At 66.3% G+C, this 14,279-nt stretch carries 12 protein-coding genes and 1 tRNA gene; 11 read left to right on the forward strand and 2 right to left on the reverse strand.

Annotated elements, in window-relative coordinates; translation table 11 throughout:
• Position 1: 1 nt before the first annotated feature.
• Positions 2 to 1,030 carry a ligase-associated DNA damage response exonuclease gene (locus BLQ70_RS05210; RefSeq protein WP_342028476.1) on the reverse strand — a complete coding sequence of 343 codons (1,029 nt, stop codon included), beginning with the start codon at positions 1,028 to 1,030 and terminating at the stop codon, positions 2 to 4.
• Positions 1,031 to 1,209: 179 nt separating this feature from the next.
• Here BLQ70_RS05210 and BLQ70_RS05215 point away from each other — a divergent pair, with 179 nt between their 5' ends.
• Positions 1,210 to 2,148, forward strand: a complete 939-nt coding sequence (locus tag BLQ70_RS05215; protein ID WP_091856052.1) for a class I SAM-dependent methyltransferase — start codon at positions 1,210 to 1,212, stop codon at positions 2,146 to 2,148.
• Between the two features lie 34 nt (positions 2,149 to 2,182).
• Here BLQ70_RS05215 and BLQ70_RS05220 read toward each other — a convergent pair whose 3' ends face one another.
• The gene (locus BLQ70_RS05220) at positions 2,183 to 2,848 is read right to left on the reverse strand and encodes a class I SAM-dependent methyltransferase (protein WP_091856188.1); all 666 of its coding nucleotides are present in this window, start codon (positions 2,846 to 2,848) and stop codon (positions 2,183 to 2,185) included.
• Positions 2,849 to 3,013: 165 nt separating this feature from the next.
• On the opposite strand from BLQ70_RS05220, the gene BLQ70_RS05225 reads away from it, so the two are divergent.
• The 10 genes from BLQ70_RS05225 (at position 3,014) to BLQ70_RS05270 (ending at position 14,276) form a co-directional block, all read left to right on the forward strand.
• Positions 3,014 to 5,500: a ligase-associated DNA damage response DEXH box helicase gene (locus BLQ70_RS05225; protein ID WP_091856053.1), complete on the forward strand. Its 2,487-nt coding sequence runs from the start codon at positions 3,014 to 3,016 to the stop codon at positions 5,498 to 5,500.
• A gap of 14 nt (positions 5,501 to 5,514) precedes the next feature.
• Entirely contained in the window at positions 5,515 to 6,216 is a 702-nt protein-coding gene (pdeM, locus tag BLQ70_RS05230) for a ligase-associated DNA damage response endonuclease PdeM (RefSeq protein WP_091856054.1), read from the forward strand.
• Between the two features lie 111 nt (positions 6,217 to 6,327).
• Positions 6,328 to 6,402: transfer RNA gene (locus tag BLQ70_RS05235), tRNA-Thr, on the forward strand.
• Between the two features lie 290 nt (positions 6,403 to 6,692).
• A complete protein-coding gene (locus BLQ70_RS05240) occupies positions 6,693 to 8,216 on the forward strand; it encodes an ABC transporter substrate-binding protein (protein WP_091856055.1) in 1,524 nt (507 codons plus the stop codon).
• Positions 8,213 to 9,130: an ABC transporter permease gene (locus BLQ70_RS05245; RefSeq protein ID WP_091856056.1), complete on the forward strand. Its 918-nt coding sequence runs from the start codon at positions 8,213 to 8,215 to the stop codon at positions 9,128 to 9,130. The genes BLQ70_RS05240 and BLQ70_RS05245 overlap by 4 nt, the downstream gene beginning before the upstream one ends.
• 16 nt (positions 9,131 to 9,146) lie before the next feature.
• Entirely contained in the window at positions 9,147 to 10,037 is an 891-nt protein-coding gene (locus BLQ70_RS05250) for an ABC transporter permease (protein WP_091856057.1), read from the forward strand.
• Between the two features lie 37 nt (positions 10,038 to 10,074).
• Positions 10,075 to 11,397, forward strand: coding sequence for an LLM class flavin-dependent oxidoreductase (locus BLQ70_RS05255; protein ID WP_210184235.1), 1,323 nt, complete (start codon positions 10,075 to 10,077; stop codon positions 11,395 to 11,397).
• A 393-nt stretch (positions 11,398 to 11,790) separates the two neighbouring features.
• The gene (locus tag BLQ70_RS05260; RefSeq protein ID WP_091856058.1) at positions 11,791 to 12,417 is read left to right on the forward strand and encodes a GNAT family N-acetyltransferase; all 627 of its coding nucleotides are present in this window, start codon (positions 11,791 to 11,793) and stop codon (positions 12,415 to 12,417) included.
• A gap of 249 nt (positions 12,418 to 12,666) precedes the next feature.
• Positions 12,667 to 13,263, forward strand: coding sequence for a flavin reductase family protein (locus BLQ70_RS05265; RefSeq protein ID WP_091856059.1), 597 nt, complete (start codon positions 12,667 to 12,669; stop codon positions 13,261 to 13,263).
• A 14-nt stretch (positions 13,264 to 13,277) separates the two neighbouring features.
• Positions 13,278 to 14,276 carry an MsnO8 family LLM class oxidoreductase gene (locus BLQ70_RS05270; RefSeq protein WP_091856060.1) on the forward strand — a complete coding sequence of 333 codons (999 nt, stop codon included), beginning with the start codon at positions 13,278 to 13,280 and terminating at the stop codon, positions 14,274 to 14,276.
• The last annotated feature ends 3 nt before the right edge of the window (positions 14,277 to 14,279 follow it).

Raw genomic sequence — 14,279 nt, forward strand, 5'->3', positions numbered from 1 at the left:
CCTAGACGGCCGCCGCATCGGCAGCCTCCTCAACCGGATCGGCCTCGCCCTCGTCGCCATAGCCGACGAGATGCAGCGGCCTGGCCTTCAAGCCCGCCGTGCCGCACCAATGGACGAGCGCATCGGCCTCGCCATGGGTGACCCAGATCTCGCCCGCCTGAACCTCCTTGATCGTCGCGAGCAGGTCGTCCCAATCGGCATGATCCGAGATAACGAGCGGCAGTTCGACGCCCTTCTGGCGCGCCCGCGCCCTGATCCGCATCCAACCCGAGGCGAAGGCCGTGACCGGATCGGGAAAGCGGCGCGCCCACAGATCCTGCGCCGCGCTCGGCGGGCAGATGACGATCTCGCCGCCCAGCGTCTTGCGATCGGTCTCGGCGACCAGCCTGATCTCACCGAGCGGAATGCCCTCGGCTTCGTAGAAGGCGGTGATCTTCTCGACCGCGCCATGGATATAGATCGGCCTGTTGTAGCCGGCCTCGCGGATCAGGGCCATGACGCGCTGCGCCTTGCCCAGTGAATAGGCGCCGACGATATGCGTGCGCTCCGGGAAGAGCCTGACGGATTCAAGCAGCTTGGCCACCTCCCCCGCCGCCGATGGGTGGCGGAAGACCGGCAGGCCGAAGGTCGCCTCGGTGATGAAGATGTCGCAAGGCATGGGCTCGAACCCGGCGCAGGTCGGGTCGCGCTCGCGCTTGTAGTCGCCTGAAGCGACGATCCGCAGGCCGCGGCTCTCGACCACGATCTGGGCGGAGCCAAGCACATGGCCCGCCGGCACGAAGGTGAATTCGACCTCGCCGATGCGGATTGCCTCGCCGGGCACTGCAACCTGTTGCGAGCCCGTAAAGCCTTCGCCGTAGCGTAGCGCCATGATCGCCAACGTCTCGCGCGTCGCCAGCACGGCACCATGGCCGGCGCGGGCATGGTCGGAATGGCCATGGGTGATCAGCGCCCGTGCCACCGGGCGAACGGGGTCGATATGGATGTCGGCGGGCGGGCAATAGAGCCCGGCCGGCGTCGGCAGCAGCAATTCGGAGGGGCGCCAGCGGGCGCTTTGTCTGGCCAGCGTCAGATTCCCCCGTGCAGCGTGGCGAGGCGGACGAATGGCCGCCAACCACCCGAAATTGGCATTGGACTGCTTCGAAAGGCGAATTTCGCTTCGCGTTGCGTTACTCTAGACCCGCTTCCCCCACCTCCGAGGATTCGCCCATGCATTTCGCCAGCTCCGGCGACCCAGTGCTCGACCGCCGCTACGGCCGAGCCAAAGCGGCGCTGGAAGACGGCGATCCACAAACCGCGGTGGACATCCTCGACCAAACCGTGGCGCAAGCCTATCACTTCACCGCCGCCTGGCATCTCTACGGGCTGGCGCAGGAAGCGCTCGGCCACAAGGAAGACGCCGCCACCGCCTGGCGGCAATGCCTCGACCTCGATCCCAACGACCATTTCGGCGCGCGGCTCGACCTTGCCCGCATCGGCGCCTTGCCGGCCGAGCAGGCGACCTCGGAGAATTTCTCCGGCGCGCTTTTCGACGCCTATGCCGACCGCTTCGACAGCCATTTGACCGAAATCCTGCAATACAACGCGCCCGACCTGCTGAAGGCGGCGCTCGTCCGCTGCTGCAGCAACGCCGGCCGGCCCTTCCGGTTCGACATCGTCTACGACCTCGGCTGCGGCACCGGATTGATGGGCGAGGCGATCCACGAGCAGAGCGGCTTCATCGCCGGCTGCGATCTCTCGCCGCGCATGATCGAGCGGGCGCGCACCAAGCTCGCGCCGGATGGCACGCCGCTCTACGATAAGCTCGCCGTCACCGGCCTGACGAGCTTTCTCTCCAGCCGGCCCGACGCTTCCGCCGATCTCGTCGTCGCGGCCGATGTCTTCGTCTATCTCGGCGAGCTCGCGCCCTGCTTCGCCCAGAGCGCGCGCGTGCTGGAACCGGACGGACTCCTGGCCTTCACGGTGCAGAGCCATGACGGCGAAGGCGTCGTGGTGGGTGATGACAGGCGGTTCGCGCATGCGGAAGGCTGGCTACGAGAGCGGCTCCTGGAAGCCGGGCTCACTCCCGTACTCGTCGAACCCGCCAGCACGCGGCAGGATCGCGGCACCCCCGTGCCGGGGCTGCTGGTCGTGGCGGAGAAGCGGTGAGGATGCCCGCCTGGGTCGATAACCAAAGCCGCTGTCAGGCGTAGGCGACCCAGCCACGGAACGCGAATCCTGCATAAAAGAGGCTGATTTCGCTAAAGCCAGCCTCATATAAAAGCTGCTGGTCGTCTTCGGGCGAAAGGATGGGTAGACGTTCCGCGACCGCATCTTGCGCCTTCCTGGCATGCGAAGGCTCGATCCCGGATGAAATCGCAAAGGCGGCAACCCGAGACATCCACAGATGGACCTCGTCTTGCGGGATGCTGTAATGCGCAACGACGAATGGAGCGCCGGGTTTCAGCCGCCTGCGGACCTCTCGAAGCGTGCGCAAGCGCTCTTCCCGCTCGATGAAGTGAAGCGTCAGAATGCAGGCTCCCGCGTCGAACGGCCCCGCCGGCGCGATATCGATGAACCCTTGGTGAAACGAGGCCTGCGCTGCCAGCTCTCCGAGCGTCAATCGCGCCAAGTCCAGCATCGGGGCAGACGGATCGACCGCGACGAAGCCCCAGCCGGGCTTCGCCGTGGCGAAGACCTTCATCTCGAGGCCTCCGCCCGCACCGAGAACCAGGACCTTCGCGTCTTCTGGTGCGCGCTCTGCGATAAGAAGCATGGCCATGCGTTGCATGTCTGCAAAACCGGGCACCATCCGAGGTGGGTTCTCCGCATAACGCGCGGCAAGTTGGGGGTCGGCAAATGCATCCATAATCGTGGATAGGACACGAGATAGCGCCCCGCAATATTTCCATTGGGCCGCCAGCAGGCATTCCGGCCTCTCGAAGTGAACCAGCCTGCAGCCCGCGGCCAACCAAAGCCTTACCCTCCTTATTCCCCTTTCGTTCTCCCTCATCACTCCCTATCTTCGGCCGGCATGGCCGCTCCCTCCCCGCTCCCTCCCGCCTTCGAGGCCTGGTTTTCCGGGCGCGGCTGGAGCGTGCGGCCGCATCAGCTCGCGTTGCTGGAAGAAGCCCGCGCCGGGCGCTCGACGCTGCTGGTCGCGCCGACCGGTGCCGGCAAGACGCTCGCCGGCTTCCTGCCCTCGCTGGTGGAGCTGGCTGAGCGCGAGGGCCGGCATGACGGGCTGCATACGCTCTATATCTCGCCGCTGAAGGCGCTCGCCGTCGACATTGCCCGCAATCTCGAAGCGCCCGTGCACGAGATGGCACTGCCGATCACGATCGAGACCCGCACCGGCGACACCTCCGCCGCCAAGCGCACGCGCCAGATCCAGCGCCCGCCCGATATCCTGCTGACCACGCCGGAACAGCTCGCATTGTTGGTCTCGCATCGCGACGCCGCGCCGTTCTTCTCCAATTTGCGCCGCATCGTGCTCGACGAGTTGCATGCGCTCGTCACCTCAAAGCGCGGCGACCTGCTGGCGCTCGATCTCGCGCGCCTCAAGGCGCTGGCACCACAGGTCTCGGCCGTGGGCCTCTCGGCGACGGTGCGCGAGCCGGCCGATCTCCAGCGCTATCTCGGCGGCGCCGGGACGCCGGCGGGGCTCGTCACGGTCGCGGGTGGGGCCAAGCCGCGCATCGGCATCCTCGATACGGAGCGCAACCTGCCAATCGCAGGCCACACGACCCTGCATGCGATGGCCGAGGTCTATCAGGCCATCCGCACGCACAAGCTGACGCTGGTCTTCGTCAACACGCGGATGCAGGCGGAATTCGCCTTCCAGGCCTTGTGGAACCTCAACGACGACAACCTGCCGATCGCGCTGCATCACGGCTCGCTCGACGCCCAGCAGCGCCGCAAGGTCGAGGCGGCGATGGCGGATGGGCGGCTGAAGGCCGTGGTCTGCACCGCGACGCTGGATCTCGGCATCGACTGGGGCGATGTCGACCTCGTCGTCAATCTCGGCGCGCCGAAGGGCGCGAGCCGCCTGATCCAGCGCATCGGCCGCTCCAACCACCGCATGGACGAGCCCTCGGAGGCGCTGCTGGTGCCGTCCAACCGATTCGAGCTCTTGGAGTGCCGCGCCGCGCTCGAAGCCGTGCACGAGGCCGCGCAGGACACGCCACCACCGCGCATCGGCGCGCTCGATGTGCTCGCGCAGCATGTGCTCGGCGTCGCATGTTCCGATGGGTTCGAAGCCGATGCGCTCTATGAGGAGGTCCGCACCGCCTCGCCTTACGCCGACCTTACCCGCGAAGATTTCGACGCGGTGGTCAATTTCGTCGCGACCGGCGGCTATGCGCTGAAGAGCTACGAGCGCTTCGCCAAGCTCAGGCAGGACAAGGCCGGCCTCTGGCGTGCGAGCAACGCCCGCGTGATCCAGCAATACCGCATGAATGTCGGCACCATCGTCGAGGCGACGATGCTGAAGGTCCGGCTCGGCCGGGCGCGCGCCGGCAGGCCGGGCCAGCCCGGCATGATCACCCGCGGCGGGCGCGTGCTCGGCGAGATCGAGGAATATTTCGCCGAGACCATGGTGGCGGGGGACACCTTCGTCTTCGCCGGCGAAGTCCTGCGCTTCGAGGGCATCGTCGAGAACGAGGCGGTCTGCTCGCGCGCCTCGCCCGGCACCGATCCGAAAATTCCCTCCTATGACGGCGGCAAGTTCCCGCTCTCGACCTTTCTCGCGGCGCGCGTGCGCGCGATCCTGGCCTCGCCCAGCCTCTGGCATACGCTGCCGGAGGAGGTCTCGGCCTGGCTGCATGCGCAGAAGCGGATATCGCGGCTGCCCCAGCCGGGTGAACTGCTGGTCGAGACTTTTCCGCGCGGCGGGCGCTTCTATCTCGCCGCCTACCCGTTCGAGGGACGCCTCGCCCACCAGACGCTCGGCATGCTGCTGACGCGCCGGCTGGAGCGCGCCCGGATGCGCCCGCTCGGCTTCGTCTGCAACGATTACGGCATGGCCTGCTGGACGCTCGGCGACATGACCGCCGCGATCGCGCGCGGCGCGCTCGATCTCGACGAGCTGTTTTCACAGGACATGCTCGGCGACGATCTGGAGGACTGGATGGCGGAATCGGCGCTGATGAAGCGCACCTTCCGTTCCTGCGCCATCATCGGCGGATTGATCGAGCGGCGCTTCCCCGGCCAGGAGAAGAGCGGCCGGCAGGTGACGATCTCGACCGATCTCGTCTACGACGTGCTGCGTCGGCACGAGCCCGACCATATCCTGCTCAAGGCGGCGCGGGCGGATGCGGCGACGGGCCTGCTCGACATTCGCCGGCTTGGTGAGATGCTGACACGGATCAGCGGCCGAATCGTGCATCAGCCGCTCGACCATGTCTCGCCGCTCGGCGTCTCAGTCATGCTCGAGATCGGGCGCGAGGCGGTCTATGGCGAGGCGGCGGACGAGATCCTGGCGGAAGCAGAGGCGATGCTGACGGAAGAGGCGATGGCGTGACGGTTGCAGCCGCAATGCTGGCCAAGAGGCCCGGAGCGACGAACGAGGCCTTCATGCTGGGCCGGCTTGCGCTCGTGCCCGATCTCTCGGGCGCGCTCTGGTTGCCGGAGGAGCGCACGCTCGTCGTCGCGGACCTGCATCTGGAAAAGGGCTCCGCCTATGCGGCGCGCGGCGTGATGCTGCCGCCCTATGATTCCACTGCAACGCTCGTGGCGCTTGGCCACGCGATCCGGCGCCATCAGCCGGCCCGCGTGATCGCGCTCGGCGATTCCTTCCACGATCGTGATGCCGAAAACCGCCTTGCGCCCGAGACACGAGCCACGCTCAGCCTGATGCAGCAGGGCCGCGACTGGCTCTGGATCACCGGCAACCACGACCCGGCGATCAGCCGTGCCATGGGCGGCGAGAGTGCGGCGGAGATCGTGCTTGCCGGCGTGGCCTTGCGCCACGAGCCGGCAGCTTCCGAAAGCGAATACGAGATCGCCGGCCACCTGCATCCGGCCGCCAAGGTCCGGATGCGCGGGCGCGCGATCCGGCGGCGCTGCTTCGCGATGTCGGCGCGGCGTTGCGTGATGCCGGCGATGGGCGCCTATGCCGGCGGCCTCAACCTGCGCGACGCCGCTTTCCGGCCGCTGTTCCGCGAAGGCTTGAGCGCCCATCTGCTTGGCGACGGCCGGCTCTTCCGGATCGATCCACGGTTATTGCTGCCGGATTGAGAGAGCGGGTTGCGTCCGTCACAAGGTTGTGGCATCAGGGCGCCGCTTCGGAACGACGCCAGCGCACGCAACCGCCTCAAAGCGACCGCGAACGCTTCGGCCGCCGGACCTGCTGCGGTAGCTCAGTGGTAGAGCACTCCATTGGTAATGGAGAGGTCGCGAGTTCAATCCTCGCTCGCAGCACCAGCCATTCTCCGGATAGCCGATTATTCTCCAGCGATCTCGGGAGAGACGCGCTGTTTCCGCAGCCGACCAGGCCGTCGCCGAAGTGGACCGGCTTTCTCTCCCGACCGTCTCCCCTCGCCCCGACAAGGCTATTGAAATGGTCTGACCCACGGCGGGCGGGAGAATAAAACTGTCGCGCGACAGCTGAGCCGGAAAGCATCGCTTTCCAATCACGTCGATGTTCGGAGGCCTTTTCCAGGCGGAGGACGCTAATCCTAGAGGACGACAACCTTGCAAGAGACGCGCTCCGCATGCCCCTGTTTCGTCCTACATACTGGTCTGGTTTCATCCTCTCGGCAGGCCTGGCCCTGGCCAGCATGGCGGGCGCCGCTGCGGCGCAGACCCTGACCATCGCGCAGGGCAACGACATCCTGTCGCTCGACCCGGCCAATCACGGCAACAACAGTACCGAGTCGGCGCTCGTCAATATCTACGAGTACCTGGTCGACAAGGATTTCAGCCAGGGCCAGCTGCGCTTCACGCCGCGTCTCGCGCGCTCCTGGAGCACAGAAGACAACGTCCGCTGGACCTTCAAACTGCGCGACGACGTGCTCTGGCACAATGGCGATCGCTTTACTGCGGCAGACGTGAAGTTCACCATCGAACGGGCCCAGCAAGACAAGAAGCTGATCAACGCCTCGAAGTTTCGTCGCATCAAATCGGTCGAGGCGCCCGACGACACGACGGTGGTGATCGAGACGGACAGGCCCGACACGCTGCTGCTGCATTATTTCGTCGGCAACGGCGCGGGCATCCTGCCCAAGGCCGCCTTCGAGAAGGCCGGCGGGAAGGAGGAATTCTTCAAGAAGCCGGTCGGCACCGGCCCCTATGTTTTCGAACAGTGGATCAAGTCCGACCAGGTCATCCTGAGCCGGAACCCGCGCTGGTGGGGCGGCACGCCGAAATGGGACAAGGTGGTGATCCGCTCGATCCCCGAGACCACCACCCGCGTCGCCGAACTGCTGACCGGCGGCGTCGACATTGCCGTCAACATCCCGCCCGAGGACATCGCCCGGCTGAACGACAACAAGGGCACCCGCGCCATCACCTTCGACATCGCGCGCAACATCGCCCTGCATGTACGCACCGGCAAGGACCGCGTCACCGGCGATCCGAAGCTGCGCGAGGCGATCGACCTCGCCATCGACCGCGATGCCATCGTGAAACAGGTGCTGGAAGGACATGGCAAGCCGACCCGCGGCTTCTTCCCGCCCGCCATCCCGGGCTTCGCGCCGGACCTCAACACGAATATCCGCTTCGACCCTGAACGCGCCAAAGCGCTGCTGAAAGAGGCCGGGTTCGATGGCCGCAAGCGCCCCGCGATCAAGATCAGCACGCCCAGCGGTCGCTATGTGAAGGATCGCGAGATCGTCGAGGCCGTGGGAGGCTATCTGGAGGATGTCGGCTTCCGGGTGCAGGTCGAGGTGCTCGACTGGACAGTCTACAACAGCAGGCTTGCCGGCGACGGCTTCGGGGAACTCTACCTCTGGGGCATGGGCTCCTACACGGACGCTTCCTCGATCTTCGTGCAGGACTTCAAGCGCCATTACGACTGGTCGGACCCTGCCTTCGAAGACCTGGCCAGGAAAGCCGGCAACGCGAAGACGGAGGCGGAGCGCATCGCGCTCTCGCAGCAGGCGCAGAAGATCGTCGCCGAGCAGCGCGTGCGTATCGGTTTGCTGCTGCCGCAGTCGATCTACGGCGTCAGCGACCGCGTGGTCTATGACGGCCGCTTCGACGAGATGATCGCTGCGGAGGATGTCGGGCGGCCATGACCAAGCGCTCCCCGCTGCGGGCCCTGCTGCAATTCGTGCCCGTGCTCTACATCGTCTCGCTGGTGGTCTTCGTCCTGGTCTACCTGACCGGAGATCCCTCTGCCCTGCTGATCCCGGAGGACGCCAGCGAAGCGGACCGGCTCGCCCTCATCACAGCCTGGGGGCTCGATCAGCCCTGGTACACGCAGTACCTGCACTACATGGCGAACATCCTCAGCGGGGATTTCGGGGTATCCTATCGCTATGGCACAGATGCCCTGCCCGTCGTGCTGGAGCGTATCCCCGCCACGCTGACGCTGACAGCCGGCGGGCTCGTCGTCGCGATCCTGATCGCGCTCCCCACGGGCATCTTCGCCGCGCTGAGGCGCAACAGCTTGCCGGATTTCGCGATCTCGGCCGTGACGGTGCTGGGCAAGGCGATGCCGAATTTCTGGGTCGGGATCATGCTGATCCTCATCTTCGGCGTCTGGCTGCGGCTGGTGCCGGTCTCGGGCAGCGGCGGCTTTGCGCATCTCATTCTCCCGGCGATGACGCTGGGGACGGGTTTCGCGGCGGAACTGACCAAGCTGATCCGCTCCAGCCTGCTCGAGGTGATGGGACAGGACTATATCCGCACGGCCCGCGCCAAGGGGGTCCCCGAGACGCTGGTCGTGCTGCGCCACGGATTGCGCAACGCACTGATCCCGGCCCTGACGATGACCTCGCTGCACGCCATCGCCCTGCTCGGGGGGGCGCTCGTCACCGAGACCGTGTTCTCCTGGCCCGGCCTCGGCCAGCTCGTCGTGCAAGCGGTCTACGTCAAGGATATGGCCGTCATCCAGATCGCGGTCTTCGTCATCACCATCATGGCGCTCACGATCAACCTGGCGACAGATGCGCTCTATCGCCTGATCGACCCGCGCCTGCGGCACTGACCGGAGTTCCAGGCACATGACACCGTTATCGCTGCCGATCCCGCGCGAAACCAGAATCGTGATTCCGCGCCTGGCGCAATCGCTCCTGTCGAACAAGGCGGGCGTCGCAGGATTGTTGATCGTCGCCATGATGGTGGCGGTAGCGCTCGCCGCCGACCAGTTGGCGCCGCTCGACCCGCTGCGACGCAACCTGTCGCTGAAGCTGATGCCGCCGGCCTGGCTGGAGGGCGGCGATCTGCGCCATCTTCTCGGAACCGACAGTCAGGGACGCGATCTGTTCAGCCGCATCCTTTTCGGCGCACGCACCTCTCTTGCAGTCGGTGTCGCCGCCGTGGCGCTGTCGAGCCTGATCGGGCTTGCGCTCGGTCTCGTCGCCGGCATGGCAGGCGGCAAGGTCGATCTCCTCATCATGCGGCTGATCGATGCCATGCTGGCGATCCCGACGATGCTCTTCATGCTGGTCGTGGCGCTCGTGGCCGGGAGCGGGCTGCTGCCGCTCGTCGTGGTCATCGCCGCCACGAACTGGGTCGGCGCCGCGCGGATCGTCAGAGCCGATGTGCTCAGCGTGAAGGAGATGGATTATGTCGCCGCGGCACGCGCGCTGGGCGCCCGGCCGCTGGGGCTGTTGCTGCGCCATATCCTGCCCAACACGCTCTCCTCCTTCGTGGTGGTCTCGACGATGAATGTCGGAACGGTGATCCTGGCGGAATCGGCCCTGAGCTTTCTCGGCTTCGGCATTCAGCCGCCGGATATCTCCTGGGGCCAGATGCTCAGCGAGGGCCGGCAGTATCTCGCGACCAGCTGGTGGGTCGCGACCTTCCCGGGCATCGCGATCACGCTGACCGTGCTCGGCGTGATCCTGCTCGGCGACTGGCTGCGAGACCATCTCGATCCGCGCCTCGACTGAGCGCATCTCCTTCCCGATATCGAAGCGACCCAGACCAATGACGATGCATCACCGCCATTCCGGCAAGCGCAAACTCCATCTCGGCCTGTTCAACCAGCCGCTGGGGCGCCACCCCGCCGCCTGGCGCCGGGCCGAGGCGCAGGGACATCCGGAGGATATCGACTGGGCCATCCGGAACGCGCGCAAGGCCGAGGAAGGCCTGTTCGACATGTTCTTCGTGGCCGACAACCTGGCCGGCCCCGAGCCGGGCGCGCAGGGCAAGGCGGGCGGCCTCGAGCCGATCACCTTGCTTTCGGCGCTCGCGATCGCGACGTCGAAGATCGGGCTGGTCGGCACGATCTCGACCAGCTTTTCCGAGCCCTACAACATCGCCCGGCAACTGGCCTCGCTCGACCATATCAGCCGCGGACGCGTCGGCTGGAACGTGGTGACGACGCAATCCGACCGGTCGGCCGAGAACTTCAGCCTCTCCGCGCTGCCCGACCACGCGGCCCGCTACGCCCGGGCCGGGGAGTTCGTGCAGGTGGTGCGCGGGCTCTGGGACAGTTGGGCCGACGAAGCGCTCGTGATGGAGCGCGAGACCGGGCGGTTCCTCGATACCAGCCGGGTGCGTCTGCTGGAGCACAGGGGAGCGTTTTTCTCCGTGCGCGGGCCTCTCAACATCTCTCGCCCACCCCAGGGACATCCGGTGATCGTTCAGGCAGGCTCGTCGCGCGACGGCATCGGACTCGCCGGGGCGCAAGCCGACCTCGCCTTCACTGCGCAGGACACGATCGACGACGCACGCGTCTACCGCCATGCCTTGGCGGAGGTAGCCGAGGCGGCCGGGCGTCCGACGCCGCCGATCCTCCCGGGCGTCATGCCGATCGTGGGCCGCACCGATGCCGAGGCGCGGGAGAAATTCACGGCGCTGCAGGAACATACCGACATTGCGGCCGGCATCAGGCAGCTCTCCGGCCGCTGGGGCTACGACCTGTCGACCCATCCGCTTGACGGCCTGGTGCCGGAGCCGGGAGAGCGCATCCATGGCGAGAGCCGGGTGCGCCTGTTGCTGAACAAGGCGCGCGCCGAGAATTACACCCTGCGGGAACTCGCGGCCCTCGCCATCGCATCGCATGGGCACCGTATCGTCATCGGCTCGCCCAAGACCATCGCCGACGATTTTCAGCATTGGTTCGAGCAGGGCGGCGCTGACGGCTTCAACCTGATCCCCGCCACCATGCCGGACGGGCTCGACGATTTCGTCGATCTGGTCGTGCCCGAATTGCAGGCGCGCGGGCTGTTCCGCGAACGCTATGAGGAGACGACCTTGCGGGCGCGCTTCGCCCTCCCGATACCAAGCCTCGGCGCCTTCGCCTGACCCAAACGTGGAGGTGCGCCAGATCGATGTCCGATGGCGGCAGGCGCGAGAGGTGCGAGGCCTTGCGACGAAAGCGATCCATCTCGGCTGCGACCTGGCCGGGCGTGGCTCGCATCGACACTGCCGATCGACCGGGAACCGGTCGATGCCGCCCAAGTCATCTAACGGGGCGCAGTTCGCAGAGGTAAACGCCAGAGGCCTGTCCGTTTTCGCGACCGCATGAGCAGGATATGTTCACCAATCCTCAGTTTGGCAAAAGGTAATTTTCGAATAATCGCGCCAGATAGGAACATCATACTTATTTTTTCTGCAGTATTGATCGAGATGAATCTGCCGATACTCTGCTCTGACCGATAATGCGCCGTAGCCAGCGCCATCTGCCGGAGCCTTTTCATGCCAGACCTGATCGTCAGGACCTCCCCGCTAGATCCTCGTGCCGAAATCCTGGTCGAGGGGCTCATAGCGGAATATGACGGGCGCTACGGAGCCAATAGCCGCCCTGGCGGCGCACGCTCCGAGCTGATGCGCTATCCGGCGGAGGCCTTCGCGCCGCCGCTGGGCGAATTCATCCTCCTCCGTCGTGGTGACGAGACAATCGCCGGCGGCGCCTTCATGAGCCATGACGACGAGACCGTGGAGCTGAAGCGGATCTGGACGCGCGAGGATATGCGGCGGCAGGGCCTTGCCCGGCGGATCGTTGCGGCCCTGGAGGACGCCGCGGCAGCGCTAGGATATGTGCGGGCCTATCTCACGACCGGCTTCCGCCAGCCCGAGGCGACCAATCTGTATCGTTCGCTCGGCTATCGGCCCCTGTTCGACATGTCCGTCGAGCCGGAACTGTATCGGTCGCTGCCCTTCGAGAAATCCATCGGGACCAGGGCAGGTACGACACCGGCAACGCCGATCCATCCGCCAGCCGCATCCTTCGCGGAGGCAAGTGCCCGGGTCGCAGCCATCAAGGCGGAGCAGGAGACCCGGATCGCCTTGCGGCTGGCTGCTCCGCGCTCTGACGCCGCGTGAAGTGAAATCGCGGTGCGTGTTCGCCGTCCAGAAGGTAATCGATCTGCACCGGCCGGAATATTTGCAAATCTGAACTATTGATCGAAGCAGAGATGAACCCGACACTTGTGATGACGGGTCGATTTCGATCCGCACCAAGTTTTCCTCCATCCGATTATTGGGACAACCTGGGTCTCGCTCCGGGCGGCTTGAGCGCCGTTGTGTCCATTTCCTTGCGGCCTGCCCGCTTCAGCCTGTTCGGAGTATCCGATGACCATCGTGCCGCTCGCATCCCGCAAGATCGTCAGCAGCGCACCGCATCCGGAGCCGGCTTCGTCCGGACCGGTCTCCGCCGGCTCGTTCAGGGCGGCGATGCGCCAGCTGCCAGGCGGAGTGAGCGTTGTGACGAGCGGACGCGATGGCGGGCGGACCGGGCTGGTCGCGACATCCGTTTCGTCACTTTCGGCGGAACCACCGACCCTGATGTTCGGCCTCAATCTGGCGTCTTCGACAGCGTTGGTGCTGCGCCGGCAAGGTGCCTTCGCTGTCAACTTCCTGGCCGCCTCCCAGGCTGACGTTGCCGAGCGCTTCTCCGGCCGCCGCGGCGAGAAGGGCGAAGAGCGCTATGCCGGCGCGCACTGGAGCGAGGGCGTGACGGGCTCGGCCCTGCTTGATGGCGCGCTGGCCTCGCTGGATTGCGAGGTCGAGGAACTGATCGAGCGTCACACCCATGCGATCGTGATCGGCCGCATCCGCGAGATTCGCGTCGGCCGTCAGCAACCAGCCCTGATCTACCGCGACGGGCGCTTCGAATCGTCGCTATCGCCGCAGCAATCGCTTCCTTCCGTCGGCCTTCGGGCCTTTTGAGCGCGAGCGGAGTCATGCCTTATAGCCTGAGCCTTCTCGACAAGAGTCCGATCCTGGACGGCGAGCCCGCCACCGACGCCGTCCGCCGAAGCGTCGCGCTCGCACAGGCGGCCGAGCGATTGGGTTACGCCCGATTCTGGCTGGCCGAGCATCACGGAGCCCCTGGGCTCGCCAGCAGCGCGCCGGAGATCCTGATTGCGCATCTTGCGGCCCGCACCCAGCGCATCAGGATCGGCAGCGGCGGCGTGCTGCTCGGCCATTACAGCCCCTATAAGGTGGCGGAGACCTTCAATCTGCTGGCAACCCTGGCGCCGGATCGCGTCGATCTCGGCATCGGCAAGGCACCTGGCGGGCTGCCTTTCTCGACACGGGCGCTGCGAGCCCGCCAAGCCGAGGCAGCGCCCTTCGGCGAACTCCTGCGCGAACTGAACGACTATCTGCTCGACCGAAGCAAGGCTTCGCCGGGTATCGACGTCGCCAAGGCCTTTCCAGCACCGCCCGCTCCGCCGGAGCGCTTCTTGCTGGGCGCCAGTGCCGAAAGTGCCGCGCTTGCCGCCGGACTGGGCTGGAGACTCGTTTTCGCGGGCCAGCTCAACGGCGATCCCAAAGCGCTCGAAAGCAGCTTCGAGACTTACGCGAAATCCGGCGGCATCGGGACGCCGCTGCTGAGCGTCGCAGCGCTCGCGGCCCCGACTGCCGAAGAAGCGCGCAGCATCACCGATCAGCTCAGGGTCGTCCGGGTTTCGCTGGCGGACGGCCAAAGCGTCAATCTCGGCAGCGAGGAACAGGCCGCGGAGTTTGCGCGGCAGGCCGGCGCAACGGATTTCAGAGCCGAGGTCCGCAGGCCGCATGTCCTGTCCGGCACGGCCGAGGATGTTCGCCGGGAACTGGACGTCCTGCACGCGCGCTTGGGCGTCTCGGAATTCATCATCGACACCCCCGTCGCGGCGACGCGGCTTCGCGCCACATCGGTCAGCCTGCTGGCCGGTGAAGCGCCTGCTCTCGCCGCTTGATCG

Source organism: Allobosea robiniae, from assembly GCF_900102525.1.
GTDB classification, from domain to species: domain Bacteria; phylum Pseudomonadota; class Alphaproteobacteria; order Rhizobiales; family Beijerinckiaceae; genus Allobosea; species Allobosea robiniae.